Genomic DNA, 16,597 nt, shown 5'->3' with positions numbered 1-16,597 from the left:
TTAATATTTTCCGGATCGTGGTACTTATTTTTTTAAATTTTCCAGCATCACGATAGCAGTATATAAAACGCCGGCTTCTCCCCTGAAAGTTCCGGAACCTCTTGGTTTATTATCTACTGAATACCATTCGTAAAAGCCATTGTTGTCTTTTACACGTTTTACCATAGGCTGTATCTGTTCATATGCCGCAGTTGTAAATCCGTATTTAATCAATTGTTGTATCATCCTGGCTCCAAACCAGGTCCAGTCGCCACCATTCTGGTAACTGTAAACCGGGTTCATTATTTTATTCTTAAAATAACCGTCAGGATAGGGTGGATAAAGAGTGAGACCTATTGAGGGGGCGCCAGCCTGTTTCACTCTACTCACCATTTCGTCCAGGGATGCTTTGATCTCTGCCTTATTTAACAATCCGGCTTCGATGGCAACGGCAGTTCCTCCGAAATAATAGATGTTACGTTCATCAAAATCAGCAGGAAAAGGAGAGCCTTTCAAATAAATATGAGGAATGAATTTCTGTTGCTTGCTATCCCATAAATATTTTTTGCAGTTTGCTGCAACCTTGTTCTTTATCACATTCCACTGTTGTTTTGAGGATGGCATTATTTCCACCAGGTTATTCAATGCGATAACAAACATGGCATTATCATAGATATCGATCGCAGGATGTGTATTGGCATCCAGATCAACTCCCCAGCCGGCTTCCGGTTGTACATCTCCCCAATCGGCCGTGGTAGCCCCTATAATCAATCCATATTGCTTGTTAAACCGATGTTTCATCAGAAAATCCATTGCCCACTCCAGTCGTTTGCCAACAGTTTTATTGCCAATCTTTTCATCCAGGATAGTTTTATCTCCTGTAAGCTGAATGTATTTATAGACCGCCTGTACCAGGGAGGTTTCCTGATCGGTTTCTACCGTGTTTTTATGCCCGGCATAACGGGGCTCCAGCTTTGAATAGGAAAAATCAGTTTCACCTTTACCGATTTTTTCTGCCGGAGTGAAGCCATCAATAATATTCCCATCATCTCCCTGCATTCTGAAGAAAACAAGCAGGTTTTCTTTCAGCACTTCTTTTGGATACACTTGTGAAGCCAGTTCAATAAATGTGTTGTAATCGCGTATCCACACTTCGCGATAGCCATCACCGGCATTGAACCCTGTTTTCATTACTTCCAGTGCCTTGTTTTTTGTAAAGGCGAAGTACTGATTGCTCTTTATTTCTTCCGTAAGTATCTTGTTGTTTGTTTCTTTTACCTGTGCTGTGGCAAGAAAACCAGGAAACAGCAACATCAGTGAATAGTACTTTCTCATCTATATGTCTATTAGTTTAATTAACAGATATCAATAAGGGTTAGCATACCCATCGGAACAATATAACTAACCTAAACAATTCTTCAAATGTATATACATATATACATATTGACAAAATTTATTCGCTTTTAGCGGAAATACTTGCATTCTCATCAAAAAGACCTGAAAAAAGTAACCTGGTGGCCTTATTCCATCTATATGACCGCTGACGCAGGCCATAGGGGGCAATTTTAACCCAAATTTGGACAGCAACTCTCCCCGGAAAGACATCAAGCAGCCACAGTAGCTGAAATACAAAGAGTTGCCCGAATAAAGTTGAAAGTGCAGGGCATCATTATTTTTCATATAGATAAATAACAATTTTGAGGAAGTATTTTGGAAATTATTAATTTAGCAATATGTTTGTACATATGGACATATTCCTATCACTGAATACCCATTGCTTCGTTCGGCCTTACTTACAGCCAAAACGAAGCAAATGAGAGAAGGTGAACTGTTCCCGGCAGGAACAGGATTCCCGGATTTGTTACCTATTGTATAGCATTAAACCTTCAGCAACAGATGAAAAGGAGGAATAGAAAAATAGGAATGGATGTGGGTGGCAGTCATATATCGGCAACCCTTATCAGTGAAATAGACGGAGAGCCTGCTCTTAAAACCAGGATAGCGCTTAATTCTCACGACAGCGCCCATAATATTATTGTTGCCCTCGGGAATTGTATTAAAGAACTTCTTACAGGAAAAAATGACGTGGAAACGGTAGGTATCGCTTTCCCGGGCCCTTTCGATTATGAGAAAGGCATTTGCGCTGTTATGAATGTTGGTGGGAAGTTCGAGAAAACATTTGGGTTGCATATGGAACAGGCGTTAAAAGACTTTACCGGTCTTCACAATACGCGCATCAAATTTTCAAATGACGCACATTGCTTTGCTGCCGGCGCTTCCCAACTGCACCAGCTTAAAAGCAAACGGACGGTTTTCATTACACTGGGCACAGGATTTGGCTCCGCTTTCATGCTGGATGGCGTATTGTTACACAACCATCCTGACATCCCCTCCTCAGGCGGCTTTTATGACCAGGATTTTTCAGATGCTAAAGCAGATGACTATTTTTCTACCAGGTGGATACTAAACACCTATGCGGAAATCACTGGAACAACTATCTCCTCGGTAAAGGATTTAGTGGAAAGCGATGCAGACATTGCCCATACTATATTGAGCCAGTATGGCGAAAATATCGGTCGTTTTTTGTTGCCCTGGTTACAAAAATTTCAATGTGATGAACTGGTCATCGGCGGAAATATTGCCAAAGCCTTTCCATTATTCGGACCTTCTATAAAAAGAGAAATAGGATCTCTCGCAGATAGCATACATATTGAATTGTGTGAAGACACAGAGAACTGTATTATTACCGGTGCAGCTATTCTAGCTGACAACCATCAACTTTCAAACAGTAACAAGACAATGAGAAAAACTTCGCAGGAACTACTACCATCAAGTGCATCATCAACAGATACAGGCATCTACGATATATACCCTTCCTTTTCTTCAGGCGAAAACGTTTATAAAGGTTTTGCTTCGCTTGCAGCAGATGTACGTAACGAAAAGGTAATAGTTATTGATGGCTATGGCGGTGTATTGTGGGAAGAATTCAGGGAGCAGTTGCATACGGCACTGAGAGCCGAAAACAAAAATGTATTTTGGTATGACATCAATACCTGTCTGAAACCGGCTACTGAAATAGATGCGATGATAGCAGGCAGCCTGAATGGAGATGATCCGGTTTTTGGGAAAAGATATACTGGCGACCTGTCAGATTTTTTTGATGAAAAGAAATTAAACCTGATCAGTCCAGACCCGGCTGCAGACATTTCCATTATTTACGGAACAGGGGCCGCATTAGCCGGTGTTAAAGGAAAACTGCTTTATGCAGATGTGCCCAAAAATGAAATCCAGTATCGTATGCGGGCTGGCAGCATTACCAATCTTGGCGCCAGTAATACAGCAGAGCATTCGCAGATGTATAAACGGTTTTATTTCGTTGACTGGCCCGTGCTGAGCCACCATAAAGCCAAACTACTCCCTCATATAAACACTATTATTGACGAACAGCGTATACAGGAGATTACCTGGATGAACGGAGATGCATTCAGAAGCACACTGAATCAGATGCTGGAACAACCTTTCCGGGCAAGACCCTGGTTTGAAGCAGGCATCTGGGGAGGCGACTGGATGAAAAAACATATTCCCCAGCTGAACCAGGACGAGATTAACTATGCATGGTCTTTTGAACTGATTACACCTGAAAATGGCATTGTAATAGAAGGCGAAAATAATTTACTGGAAGTATCTTTCGATTATCTCCTTTATGCAGATAATCAAAAATTACTTGGCAAGGCTGCTGAAAGATTTGGAACCGAGTTCCCCATCCGTTTTGATTTCCTGGACACCTTTGATGGCGGTAATCTTTCTATTCAGTGCCATCCCAGACCTGCATATGCAAAAGAACATTTCGGAGAGAATTTTACACAGGACGAAACCTATTATATCCTCGATTGCGAGCTGGATGCCAATGTTTATCTTGGCTTTCAGGATCAGATAGATCCGGAGGAATTTAAAACGGCATTGATAGCTGCACAGGAAAACGGCATTGAGATGGAAGTGGAAAAGTATGTACAAAAGTTTCCTGCACATAAACATGATCTGTTCCTTATTCCCAGCGGCACCATACACGCCTCCGGGAAAAACAACATGGTGCTTGAGATCAGCAGTACCCCTTATATTTTTACCTTCAAACAATACGATTGGCAGCGGGTAGGACTCAACGGCCAACCTCGCCCGATTAACATCGAACATGGCATGAATAACCTTTGTTTCGACAGGAAAGGTGATTATGTAGTCAATAAATTAATATCTCATCCGATAGTGGAAGAAGAATGGGAGGGTGGCAGAAAAATACAACTCCCTACGCATGAGGAGCATTTTTACTGTGTTTACCGGTATGAATTTACTGACAGCATTCGTATCAATACCAATAATCAATGTCATATTTGTATGCTGGTGGAAGGAGAAAAAATATCGGTTGGCAGCGATGGAAAGTCTGCTGACTTTCACTATGCCGAAACGTTTGTAGTACCCGCTGCTACAGGGAATTATGAAATAACCAATAAGGGCAATGGCAGTGCATTTGTAGTAGTGGCATATGTAAAAGATGAATATTGCTGAACTGGTTTCTAAAAAAAATATAATTCATCATCTGACAACCAAAATATATGACGCAGGTAAAAACAAGCCGGTTTATTGCATTCATCACGCTTATTGCAGCGCTGGGAGGATTTCTTTTTGGCTTTGATATGGCCGTGGTGAGTGGCATTATTGAACCTGTTAAATTACAGTATGGATTATCCTCTTCGCAGGAAGGCCTGTTTGTTTCCTGCGCGCTATTGGGCTGTATTGCCGGGGTGGCATTCTCCGGTTATCTCAGTGATAAGATAGGAAGGAGAAAGGTGTTGTTTATTGCCGCTTTTCTTTTTCTGATCAGTGCAGTAGGTTTCGCGTTTTCAAAAGAATATGCTGTATTAATTTTCTATCGCATCCTGGCAGGGATGGCAGTAGGGGTAGCGTCCAATGTGTCGCCACTCTACATTTCGGAGATAGCTCCCGGACATAAACGCGGGGCCCTGGTCACCTTTTATCAGCTGGCCATCACCATTGGCGTGCTATGTGCCTATTTGAGCAATCTCTTTCTACAAAGGAATGCGGCTGCCTATGTGGGTACTGGCGAAAGCTTGTTACACTGGCTGTTTATAAAAGAGGTATGGCGTGGTATGTTCCTGGTGGCGGTGATCCCCGCAATGATATTTGCATTGTTACTGTTGATAGTACCGGAAAGTCCCCGGTGGTTGGTGCAGTATGGACAAACAGAAAAGGCCCTGGCGGTATTAATAAAGACCTGTGGTGACCAGGAGGCCGCGTCTGAGCTAAAAGCTATCCAGGAAGCAGCATCCAGGCAAAAAGGTGGCTTTGCTGAGCTAATGCGTTTGCCTTTACGGAAATTGCTGGCGCTGGCCATGATACTCACTGCCTTGTCACAGCTCAGCGGCATTAATGGCATTATCTTTTATGGTCCCACTATCATGAAGTCGGCCGGTATCGTTACCAGCGATGCCCTGTTTTACCAGGTAATACTGGGGCTGGCGAATACCCTTTTCACCATTATTGCCATTGTGAAAGTGGATAGCTGGGGGCGCCGCCCATTATACCTGTATGGTTCCTTGTTTGCTGCACTGGCATTGCTATTGACCGGTTGCTGCTTTTTAATGGGCATAACAGGGTGGTTAATGCTAGGGGCGATTATTCTCTTTCTACTCTTTTTTGCGCTCTCCCTGGGCCCTTTAAAATTTGTCATTTCTACAGAAATATTCCCAACACATATACGGGGCACGGCTGTATCGGTATGCATTATGACGATGTGGGTATCTGATTGGTTCGTTAACCTGCTGTTCCCTGTCATGAGAGATGGCCTGGGTATAGCGGTTACTTTTTTCATTTTCGCCTTTTTCTGTCTGCTGTCCTTTTTCTATGCTAAAAGTAAACTGATGGAAACGAAAGGAAAAAGTCTGGAAGAGATTGAAAAAATGCTCGCCTAACCTAAGCCGGAGTAGCAATAACTCAGCATAATAACTTAATAAATAGACGGTAATGAAACTATTCAAGCCCTGCATATCATTCAGTTTATTACTTACCCTTATTTGCCTTAACACTTTAGCGCAGCAAACTGCATTCAGGATAGTTAAAAATATCAGGGCCGGTGAAATCAGCTTATCTGCATCCGGCAGCTTTGGTCCGGATCAAAGTGTTAACCATTTAACAGATGGGTCAGGTATTCATGATAACCTGCATGATAATGATGGCAGTGCACGTACCATGTGGCATACGCCCTTACATCCTGCTGCGACCGCACCCGCTAAAGGATTACCGGCATTTCCGGCCTGGGTGAGGTTTGATTTTTCAACGTCAACATCTATTAACACTATATTAGTCTGGAATCACAATCAGCATAACCTGTCCAATCGTGGATTCCGGTTAACAAAAATATATGGAACAACCGATAGGATTAATTGGTTTGTGTTGAAACAACTCGAATTGCCGGATGCCAGGGCGTTGAATGGTCAGGCAACTGAAATCACCATTGACGAAAAAAAACCGCTGGCATCCGTCATTATTGCCGCCCAATCTAACTGGGGAGGTGATGTTTACGGACTAAGTGAAGTGGAATTCAGCACTAAACTTGAATTAAAAGATGCCCAACTTCCACATCCGCTTGATATCACCTGTGCCTCTACAAGTGTATACCGGCATTGTAAAGATGGCAAACCAGGAAGAGAAGTAATACTAACATTTCAGGGAAGTAATTTATATCAATCTTCAGCAATCGAAGTAACTGTTGATGGCCGGACAGAAACGACCTTACTGCCATTCAACAAATACGGCTATGAAACTGCAAAAGTGCTGCTACCTTCTGAGGTGGGTGTAGAGAAAGAGATACAGGCGTTCATAAAACTAAAATCAGGCAGCAGGGTCATAAGAAAATCATTTATGCTCCCTAAGCAAAGGCAATGGACCGTTTATATTTATCCACACTCTCACGTAGATATAGGATATACAAATACACAGGCCAATGTGGAGATCATTCATAAACGGAATCTTGTTAACGGAATGAGGCTTGCAAAAGAAACGTCCAGCTATCCGGAAGGAGCAAGGTATGTTTGGAACCCGGAAGTTATCTGGCCGGTGGAACGTTATTTAAAAGATGCAACGCCAACCGAAAAAAGTGAATTATTGGAAGCTATCCGGAAAGGCTATATACACTTAGATGCCGGGTATATAAACGACAATACCAGTGTTACGGCGGACGAAGAATTTCCGAGATATTTTGGAGATGCGAAGAGCCTGGAAAAATTAACAGGCGTACCCGTAAAAACAATCGTTCAAACGGATGTTCCCGGCATGACATGGGGAATTGTTCCGATGGCGGCACAATTTGGCATTCAATACGTCTTTGCTGATTTCAATGGGTCGGACCGCATTGGGTTAGCCGACAAACTTAATTTTAAACCATTTTGGTGGATTGGGCAGGACGGCATTTCAAAAGTATTGTTCCTGCAACCAGGTGACTATACTCCCGGAGCAAGGGCAAAAGGATATAAATACTGGCCTTTAATGGCGGGTCAAAAAGATCCGGGTAAACTATTGCAAATTGTTAAAACGGATCATCCACGTGAAAATTTCATTGATGATTATTTGTGGTCAAAGCTCAAAGAATTGGAAGGGGATAACGATTATCCCTATGATTTATTTCCAATGACATGGGCAATGGCAGATAATACCCCTATAGATGCCGATCTCCCTGACGCCGTTAAAAGCTGGAATGAAGAATACGCTTTCCCTCATTTAATCATTTCAGGTTCAACAGATATTATGTCTGCGTTTGAAAAAAAATATGGTGCTATCATTCCTTCCTACAGGGGGGATTTCACTGAATATTGGACAGATGGCCTGGGTTCAGCTGCAAAAGAAACAGCCATGAACCGTAAATCCAAGGAGCGGTTAATTCAGGCTGATATGCTTTGGTCCATGCTTCATCGTGGTGAAAAAGCACCTCGCACAGCGCTGAATGAAGCATGGCGAAATGTGCTGATGGGCTCAGAACATACCTGGTGCTATATGAACCCCAACCAGGCTGATATGCAGAATGAAATATGGAAAGTGAAGCAAAACTTCTTCAGGAGCGCCGAAGATAGCAGCATTCAACTGCTTTCCCAAGCACTAAAGCCACTATCAACCGAAACATCAAATACTATTGCGGTATTTAATACCCTCGGCTGGCAGCGAAGCGGTTTAATTACACTTTCAGCAGAACAGAGCAAAGGAATATCCTCCGTGATGGATGAAAACAATAAAATAGTTCTCTCGCAACGATTAAGCACAGGTGAACTAGTGTTTATGGCGGCTGATATACCTGCATTGGGAGCAAAAAACTACTCATTAAGTACTAAAACAGTAGCGGGTTCCAAAGCCAAAATGGCCAACGGGAATACCCTGGAGAATGGTTTGTTTAAAGTTTTGATAGATCCCGTAACCGGAGATATAACTAGTATAAAAGATAAAACAGGCAACGACTTTGTAAGCAAGGATGATGCAAGTAAAGTAAACAGTTTCCGATATCTGCCTGGAAGCGGGAAACCAGCAGCCAGCGGACCACAGTATGCCGCATCAAATGATGCATCTACCAGTAGTTTGTCTAAGGATACCATTAAAGCATCGGGCCCAACAATGGTAAAAACAGTCATTAAAGAAAACGGGACGCTTGTAGCATCCATACTGATAACATCAAAAGCAGAGGGTTGCAATGCATTAACACGGGAAGTTCGTGTTATTGCAGATAAGCCTGAAATTGAAATAAATAACCTGGTAGATAAAATAGCAACCACTCAAAAAGAAGGCATTCATTTTGGTTTTGCCTTTGATATCCCTGACGGACGTACGAAAATGGATATTCCCTGGGGCGTAGTAGAAATGGAAGCCGACCAGCTTCCCGCTGCAAACCGTAATTGGATGGCTTTTCAACGTTGGCTTGATATATCTAATGAAGATAAGGGAGTAACCTGGTGCTCATTGGACGCCCCGATCTTTGAAAGTGGTAATATGACCGCCAATATTATCGGAGGCGCTTTTCATTCTCCCCAATGGATTCAGCATCTGCCTTTAAGTTCCACAATATATTCGTGGGCCCTTAATAATCATTGGCATACAAATTTCCCTCTTTTCCAGGAAGGAAAACTGACTTTCCGTTACCGGATTTTACCGCATCAACATGCCTATGACGCTGTTAAAGCTAATCGTTTTGGACTCGAACAATCACAACCACTAATAGCTACCCCTGTTAGAGAAAAGGTGGATATCAAGCCCCTGGTTAAGATAAATAATGATAAGATTTTTATGTCGATTGTTAAAACATCTGCAGATGGCAATGCTATGATTATCCGACTTCGATCCTTATCTGAAAAACCGGAAAACGTAAGCCTTACCTTCCCTTCATTCGTGCCAAAGTCAATACGTACCTGCATTGCAGACGAAGTACCTGGCGAAAAAGCAGGCGATTCAATTCATATGTTGCCATATGGAATAACAACATTAATAATAGAATAATAGCTGGCAGGTAGTCACTCAACATACAAAAAGATTAGATTGAAAATCCCGATGTTATGCCGCATTCATGTCGCAAACAGTACGGGACTTTCAGTACATAATTGCCAAAACTGATCTAAATTTTCAATAACGCCTCAGCATTTTGGTAGGCGATCATTTGCCGCTCACTATCATTGACTGGAAGCGCCTTCAGAAAATCCTTTGCATTGGCCATAGTGGCCCAGGGATAGTCGGCGGAAAACAGGATACGTTCAGCACCGACCTCGATAAATAAATTCCGGAAAGGTGCTTCATAATTAAAGCCACCGATCGTGTAATGGATATTCTCTTTTAAATAGGCACTTATGGAACGGTCCAGTCCTGTTCTTTCGGTTGTGAACAGTCTGTTCATCCGCTGCTGCATAAAAGGTAATGACTCACCCAGGTGCCCAATGATTATTTGCAGATCAGGGAAACGGTCAAACACGCCACCCAGGATCAACCGCATTACATGTATGCCTGTTTCAATATGCCAGCCATAACCAGCACTTGCAAAAAATTCATCAATGACAGGTGAAAAACCGCTGTAATAGATATCGCTGATGGCTTTGGGCGGTTTGGTAGGATGCAGATAAATCGGTATACCCAGCGACTGCACACGTTCGAATATCGGCCAAAAATATTTGTCATCCAGGTAACGTCCGTTCACATGGCCGTTAATCATCACCCCTTTAAATCCTAAGGATCCAACAGCCCGTTCTAATTCTGCAACTGCCGCTTTGGGATCGGAAGTTGGAATAGCAGCGAACCCTGAAAAACGATCAGGAAAGGCCGCCATGGCCTGGGCCAGCTTATCATTGATTTCTTTGGCTAAAATGATGGCTTCAGTACCTGAACTTTGCTCTACCCCCGGCGGAGTAATCGACAGCACCTGCATATCAATACCGGCACTATCCATTTCAGCGATCCTTTTTTCGCCCAGATCGAGCAATTTTTCAGCTATTTCGGGATATTGGGTGATACTGTTACCTGGCCCTGCAAGAAAAAGAGGGGTAGCAAAATGTTCTTCTATTGTGATAGTACGCATTTTATACAATCTATTACGACAAAAATCCAAATTGAAGCGACCATTCGATGCAAATTGGGTTTACTGAAATGAAAGTACATCTTTTGACGAAAGATTAAAACATTTCAAACTAGCTCTTTGCCTATCACAAAAGTTTACTGACAGGTTTGGGATCAGGTTGAAAATCTGGGGGAATATCTTTTTTGAATATTCTCTAAATGCCAATACACTCGCATTTGCCATTCTCAAATCACTACTACACTATCTTTGAATATTATATAATACCCATTACACTCCCTTTAGCTAATCTCCATCTGGCTCGAAAACACGTTCCCCGAATTATGTTATATTTATAGTAATCAAAATAATCTCCCATGGCAAAACAAATGTCTATCCTTCCCTTTACGGGAAAACTCGGCCCTCTCATTGGGTATAAGCGCAATGGGCAATACTTCCTGCGCTCCATGCCTGAAAGCGTACGGCAAACCACTGCTACCCGCCGCGCATCCAGGCGCTTTGGCATCGCCAGCAGGAAAGGCGCTTTTATCCGTCATGCTTTTTACGGCAACCTGGACATCCACTGTGACGGCGGCCACATCAATCGGCTCAACAAGCTACTCATTGCTGCCGGCGATCATCACGCCGCCATCACAGGCTTCCGATTCAATCAGCATACCGGAGTAGATCGCTTTTTTGCGGTGGCGCCACGGCTTCTCCCTAACGGGATATTAAATATTCCCGCACAAACTATCGATGGGTATAAAGGCATTACTGCCCTGGAAGTAAAAGTGATCGCAACGCATATTGATTTTATATCGCGTCAGGTGACGGGTAGCGAAACGGTTACACTCATGATAGACCCCGATACCACTTTCCAGGAAACAAATGTTTCGCTGGATGCACCCGGGGAGGGTTCACTGGTAGTGGTTTTCCAGGTAAGAGCCATGTACAAAGACGGCCCATCAAACAGCAGACAATATATGGCCGCCGATATTATTGCGGTAGCAGCACCACAGGTACCCAAATATGCTAAAAAACGTACTTATCCAAAGCGGACGAAATTGCTTCCTAACCTTACCTATACACACGCATATCCAGCTATCATTCAACTGGAATAAAACCATCTTGCCCACGGAGATATTTTGATGAATAATCCCTTTATACCTGCTTTCTTTCAATAATACATCTCTTTCCGCAGCTACAGCCTGGTACTGAAGTAGCGCTGCTATGGCCAGTGCTGACCTCCAAACATCCTCTGATTCAATTTCATCCCTGTTATACATCCGAACCTCACCCCCGCATCAAGTCCACCTTTCCTCCACTGCTTCTATATGTACTTAGCGGGTGCTAAGCAGAGCATAGACGGAATCTACATAGTGAAAAGGTAATGCTGATTACAATGATGCGTGTTCTTGATGCCCTATATCTTAAAAGAGCATTTAGCGACAATGAAGATAAAATTCCTTATAAAATATCCGTGATGAAGGCTTTCGGGCAGCCGGTAGGATTGGCTAAACTTTATGCTTAAAAATTACACCATCCCTCAGGTTTTCAACTTGATCCGCTCTTTGTCTGATCGCAAAAAGCATTGGTAGAAATAAAAAAGGTCGCCTAAGCGACCTTTCAAACGATTAACTCTTGCTCCCCCTTCTGGACTTGAACCAGAGACCCTCTGATTAACAGTCAGATGCTCTAACCAACTGAGCTAAGGAGGAAGATGACTATAAGCTTATTCCATGCAGAATGTCTTATTAAATGCCCATTTTTATGAACATCGGCGGCAAAGCTAGTTAAATATTTGAATAAATGTGTAGTTTATATTGTTTTTTATTGGGGGATGTGTAAAAAATGTTTCCTTATGATATGATGATGGGGAGAGATACCGTAGGAGCTGTGGTTACCTGCAATTTTACGCTATTACCTCCAGTATCGGTTTTGGCCAATAAATGTTTAGGAAATTGTATCCGGCTACACATGCGACCACTGCCATTAATCAAATATAATCTTCGGAGATGGTATAATGTAAATATCCAGGAGAAACGGTATGAACCCAACAAATTTGGCTTGGTCCGACATGCAAATTGAAAAGGCCACCAGGTAGCAGCCTTTTCAATTCGGATTATTTTCATTAACTGCGGTGTCAGGCTTCAGCACATTTTATCCCGAAGTATAATTGCCTCTGCAACAGCTCATCTCTTATCGACTGATCTCCTTATTGAAATGGTTCTACTGTTAAATAGGCAGTAGATAGACTATTTCCATAGCTAGAAAAAGTAACATTAATACCGTTAGCACTTGCCGAATAAGTAGCAGTAGCAACAGCAGTAGTAGTACTGCTTTTCTTCTGTAAATTAGTTTGGCTGATAATGTTTACATTTCCATTATTGGCAACAGCAACAAACAGCAGATCTTCCTGATAGTTCATGTTAGTGGTAGCTCCACTACTGGTATTATCTATCATTACTGAGCGTACTTTTATTGTACCTACTTTACCTGGAAAGCCCGGAAATTTTGATAAATCAATAAACTGTGTAGCAGTTGTCAGCGGGCCGGTAATTGTATAATTCCAGGTATTCCCTTCTTTACGCACAAATCCGGGGAAATAAGGCGCGAAAAAATTATTGGGATCTAACTGTCGGTCTACTTCAATCAATCCAGGAATACTTTGAGTGGAAAACACCTGTACCTGTCTACCAGGTGTGCCGGCAGACAAGCCCCGGATGTGTATATTATCCCAATGCTTAGTAGTATTCGTTTCAAGGACGCCACTCCCATTGTATGATCTGATGGCTACAGGATAACCAACTGAGCTACCACTACAATCTACATCTATATCTACATTATCAATGAGAAACTCCCCCAATAAATCTCCCTGTTGCTCAAGCGAAACAAATGCATTACCTGCAGACTGGCTGCTATCGCTACGATAATGTATTCGGATATTTTTAAGTGGTATTCCATAACATTTCAGCAATACCTCCGCACTGGCTTCCTGATGGTTATTACTCAGGATATCTGCGTTGATGAACTGTCCACCAGTAAGAAACAGTGCTCTTTTTACGCTATCCGTACGGAAAGAGCTTGTATGAAGGTTTCTTGGGTCATTCAGGATCAATCCATAATATCCTCTCTCCACCAGCGTGTTGCGTACATCAATATTCTCAAAACGGCTGGTGGAATAAGCTCTGTACATCAAGCCAAGCATGGATCTGGCATGTACATTTACTACTTCAATATTGGTAACATCGCCGGAGGTTACTGGTATGTAAATCCCATATGCGCCACGATAGGTGGCCGAATTTGAATACCCTTTATCAAAAAATTGAAGCCCGTTAAATGTCAGATTATGAGAGTTGGAAACCTGGAAAATACGAGGCGGCTTGGTTTGATTATCCGCATTGCTACCCGTGCTTCTGCAAACAATCATTGCTTTATTCCCTGATATGACCATTCCATTCACATCGTGGATAGAAATAGCATATTGCTCGAGAGAAAGATCTCCCAGATTATAGGTACCAGGAGAGAAATAAAGATTTAATCCATTCACGCAGGCCTGTTCTGCAGCTGCCTGTACGGCAACTAGGTCGTTGGTAACACCGTCACCCACAGCACCAAATGTTTTTACGTCTACGTAATTAAGAGTTTCCGGTGAAAACCCCGCCAACCCTGTGAACATCCTGGCTCCGGCGCTATAGCAGGAATTTAATACTTCCCTAAACCTGGTTATGTTCAGGATATTCTTTTGTAAAAAGCTACGTTCACCTTTTACACCAGTGACACAATTTTCACTTTTGGCAGTAGACTGAACAGAAATAAAACAAACAAGGATAAAAATGAATTTTTTCATGATTTTAAATAGTGTTTTTAAGATAATTCCGTAATGACGGAAATAGGGTACAATTATCTGAGACGATTTATGGAGACCGCTACTGATCATATATATTCTAAAGTACAATCACTATACGCATTGTATTTACGTATTCGGTGAACTGGGAGTGGCGGATCAACATGATCCGGAGTTGCGCGGGAGGAAAAAAACTGATAAAAAAGCCATAAAAAAAACCTGCGCATGAAGCGCAGGTTTTTAACTCATTTAGAATCTTTATGATTCTTTTTGCTCCCCCTTCTGGACTTGAACCAGAGACCCTCTGATTAACAGTCAGATGCTCTAACCAACTGAGCTAAGGAGGAGTGTTGCCCTCATCGTTTACGCGATTTGGGATTGCAAAAATAGGTAAATTTTTATTTTTGCAAAATCTTATTCTGTTTTTTTTCAAAAAAACCACTCAAAAGAGAAAATAAATCCAGCATATTCAGCCACCACACAGCATTCCTGGCAAAATAAAAAAAATTATTTTTTCACGGCTACCAGCTGTCTTTCCCCTAAAGCACCCGCCCGTGTCACCTTTCGGACAAATGGTAAATCCAGTTTGCTCACATAAAAATGCGGAAATGATTTAAGAACGGTGCAGGTATATCCTTGCTGTTGCAAAGCAGCTGTCCCCTCTGGCGTAGTGAATACAACGCCCGGCATAGCGGAGTCGGGGCGTAGCACCGGCGCCTCCAGGTAAAAATCGAAGGCATAAGAATTGGCATAATAGAAACCAATACTACGTCCGGGGAGATAGGTATTTGCATACACAGCAGCGGTACTACCACTCTGGTACTGCATCATATCGGGATATAAGATCGTATTCAGGTATAAATTCAGCAGGATGCTGATGGAAATAGTACGATAAAACACCGCTTGTTTAGTGGATTTATCCAGCCAATAGTGGAGGAGGAGATACAGCAGGCAGAGAGATGCTGCCAGCAGCAGCCAGGCATAATGCATGGCGGGCTTGTAGAGCAGGTCTATGAGCACTGCGCCAACCGCCAGCAGGATGATAATCGTGTATTGTGTGATCCGGAAAAATTTCAGCCCTTTGCTGCTGTGCAGGGATAAAATGTATTGTGCGGTGAGGATGGCAAAAAAAGGAAAAATAATATTCAGGTAATGGGGCAACTGGAAGCGGGAGAGGGAAAACAGGGCAAATGTGGCCAGGGCGGCGCATATGCAGTAGTATTCCTTTTGTTGTTTCCAATTTTTTATGAAGATGATAACCGCCGCGTATAACATCACTGACCAGGGCAGAAATGCCCATAACAGGGTATGGAAAAAGAAGAACGGATCACCGGAGCCTTTGATGGGGCCGGTGTTCATAAAACGGCCAAACTGGCTGTCCCAAAAGAAAAAGCGCAGCCCGGACACGCCGGTGGTACCAAAAACAGTTTTCTCCGGATGCTGGTCAAACTGCCGGTACAGGGCGTATAGCTCAGGGGTGATGAATACAGCGATGAGCAGCAGCGCCAGGAGCCAGCGCAGGTGAAGCAGTTCCTTCCAGTTACGGGTAAACAGCATTTGCCCCCCAATTGCGGCGCAAACAGGCACCAGGGCAAACAAACCCTTGGTCATGATGGCACAAGCCGTAAAAACGGCTCCCAGGAGGATTCCCCGCTTATAAAAATGATAGACTGCTGCTATGATCAATCCCGTGAGATAGGGCTCTGCCCGGACATCGTTGTTGGAAATCACCAGGTGCTCGGCGGTTAGCAGGATGCAAACTGCCCAGCGGGCCACCTTTTCATCGTATAACAGCAGTGCAAACCGATAAGTATACCAGGCGCCCATCAACAAAAAAAGAATGGCAGGAAGTTTATAAGACCAGGTGTGAATGCCGAAGAGCTGAAAGCTGATAGCAGCCATCCAGAAAGGGAAGTGGGGTTTATCCAGCCAGTCATGACCATCTGCATAGAGATTCCAGTAGTCATGTTTCAGTACCATGGTTTTGGCAATACCGGCATAAAGTGCGCCATCAGGCTCCAGGATAGGTACAAACAGTGCACTGAACTGCAACAGTATAACCATGGCTGTTATCAGCAGCCATACCTGTTGTTCCGTAAGTATAAATCTGCGCGTTGTAGGTGTTGTCAGCATGACGAAAAGTTACAGGCATATACCGGTTACTTCAAACACACATATCACTT

8 protein-coding genes and 2 tRNA genes are annotated in these 16,597 nt (G+C 43.0%); 4 read left to right on the top strand and 6 right to left on the bottom strand.

Annotated elements, in window-relative coordinates; translation table 11 throughout:
* Positions 1 to 24: 24 nt before the first annotated feature.
* On the bottom strand, positions 25 to 1,314 hold the full coding sequence (locus tag AB4Z08_RS06400) for a GH36-type glycosyl hydrolase domain-containing protein (RefSeq protein ID WP_441572903.1): 1,290 nt from the start codon (positions 1,312 to 1,314) through the stop codon (positions 25 to 27).
* A 561-nt stretch (positions 1,315 to 1,875) separates the two neighbouring features.
* Here AB4Z08_RS06400 and AB4Z08_RS06395 point away from each other — a divergent pair.
* From AB4Z08_RS06395 to AB4Z08_RS06385, 3 genes are all read left to right on the top strand, one after another.
* Entirely contained in the window at positions 1,876 to 4,539 is a 2,664-nt protein-coding gene (locus AB4Z08_RS06395) for an ROK family protein (RefSeq protein WP_441572902.1), read from the top strand.
* A gap of 47 nt (positions 4,540 to 4,586) precedes the next feature.
* Positions 4,587 to 5,963, top strand: a complete 1,377-nt coding sequence (locus tag AB4Z08_RS06390; protein WP_441572901.1) for a sugar porter family MFS transporter — start codon at positions 4,587 to 4,589, stop codon at positions 5,961 to 5,963.
* A gap of 514 nt (positions 5,964 to 6,477) precedes the next feature.
* Positions 6,478 to 9,525 (top strand): glycoside hydrolase family 38 C-terminal domain-containing protein, encoded by a 3,048-nt coding sequence (locus AB4Z08_RS06385; protein WP_441572900.1) that lies wholly within the window; start codon positions 6,478 to 6,480, stop codon positions 9,523 to 9,525.
* A gap of 115 nt (positions 9,526 to 9,640) precedes the next feature.
* On the opposite strand, the gene AB4Z08_RS06380 is transcribed toward AB4Z08_RS06385, so the two are convergent.
* Complete coding sequence (locus AB4Z08_RS06380; protein ID WP_441572899.1) at positions 9,641 to 10,591, bottom strand: amidohydrolase family protein; 951 nt, start codon at positions 10,589 to 10,591, stop codon at positions 9,641 to 9,643.
* Between the two features lie 353 nt (positions 10,592 to 10,944).
* Between AB4Z08_RS06380 and AB4Z08_RS06375 the strand changes: the two genes are divergently transcribed.
* Positions 10,945 to 11,688, top strand: coding sequence for a hypothetical protein (locus tag AB4Z08_RS06375; RefSeq protein ID WP_441572898.1), 744 nt, complete (start codon positions 10,945 to 10,947; stop codon positions 11,686 to 11,688).
* A gap of 523 nt (positions 11,689 to 12,211) precedes the next feature.
* Here AB4Z08_RS06375 and AB4Z08_RS06370 read toward each other — a convergent pair.
* From AB4Z08_RS06370 to AB4Z08_RS06355, 4 genes are all read right to left on the bottom strand, one after another.
* Positions 12,212 to 12,285, bottom strand: a tRNA-Asn gene (locus AB4Z08_RS06370).
* Between the two features lie 497 nt (positions 12,286 to 12,782).
* Positions 12,783 to 14,417, bottom strand: coding sequence for a glycosyl hydrolase family 28-related protein (locus tag AB4Z08_RS06365; RefSeq protein ID WP_441572897.1), 1,635 nt, complete (start codon positions 14,415 to 14,417; stop codon positions 12,783 to 12,785).
* A 270-nt stretch (positions 14,418 to 14,687) separates the two neighbouring features.
* Positions 14,688 to 14,761 (bottom strand) — tRNA-Asn (locus AB4Z08_RS06360).
* A 160-nt stretch (positions 14,762 to 14,921) separates the two neighbouring features.
* Positions 14,922 to 16,547 carry an ArnT family glycosyltransferase gene (locus tag AB4Z08_RS06355; RefSeq protein ID WP_441572896.1) on the bottom strand — a complete coding sequence of 542 codons (1,626 nt, stop codon included), beginning with the start codon at positions 16,545 to 16,547 and terminating at the stop codon, positions 14,922 to 14,924.
* Between the last annotated feature and the right edge of the window lie 50 nt (positions 16,548 to 16,597).

It is taken from the genome of Chitinophaga sp. RAB17, assembly GCF_052114225.1.
Classification (GTDB): Bacteria; Bacteroidota; Bacteroidia; order Chitinophagales; family Chitinophagaceae; genus Chitinophaga.
The sequence above is the reverse complement of the archived record's forward strand: the minus strand, read 5'-3'. Positions and strand labels throughout refer to the sequence as shown.

Bases quoted from the DNA above. Each gene is read 5' to 3' on its own strand.
- AB4Z08_RS06400 (WP_441572903.1), bottom strand. From the start codon at position 1,314: ATGAGAAAGTACTATTCACTGATGTTGCTGTTTCCTGGTTTTCTTGCC.
- AB4Z08_RS06395 (WP_441572902.1), top strand. From the start codon at position 1,876: ATGAAAAGGAGGAATAGAAAAATAGGAATGGATGTGGGTGGCAGTCAT.
- AB4Z08_RS06390 (WP_441572901.1), top strand. From the start codon at position 4,587: ATGACGCAGGTAAAAACAAGCCGGTTTATTGCATTCATCACGCTTATT.
- AB4Z08_RS06380 (WP_441572899.1), bottom strand. From the start codon at position 10,591: ATGCGTACTATCACAATAGAAGAACATTTTGCTACCCCTCTTTTTCTT.
- AB4Z08_RS06375 (WP_441572898.1), top strand. From the start codon at position 10,945: ATGGCAAAACAAATGTCTATCCTTCCCTTTACGGGAAAACTCGGCCCT.
- AB4Z08_RS06365 (WP_441572897.1), bottom strand. From the start codon at position 14,417: ATGAAAAAATTCATTTTTATCCTTGTTTGTTTTATTTCTGTTCAGTCT.
- AB4Z08_RS06355 (WP_441572896.1), bottom strand. From the start codon at position 16,547: ATGCTGACAACACCTACAACGCGCAGATTTATACTTACGGAACAACAG.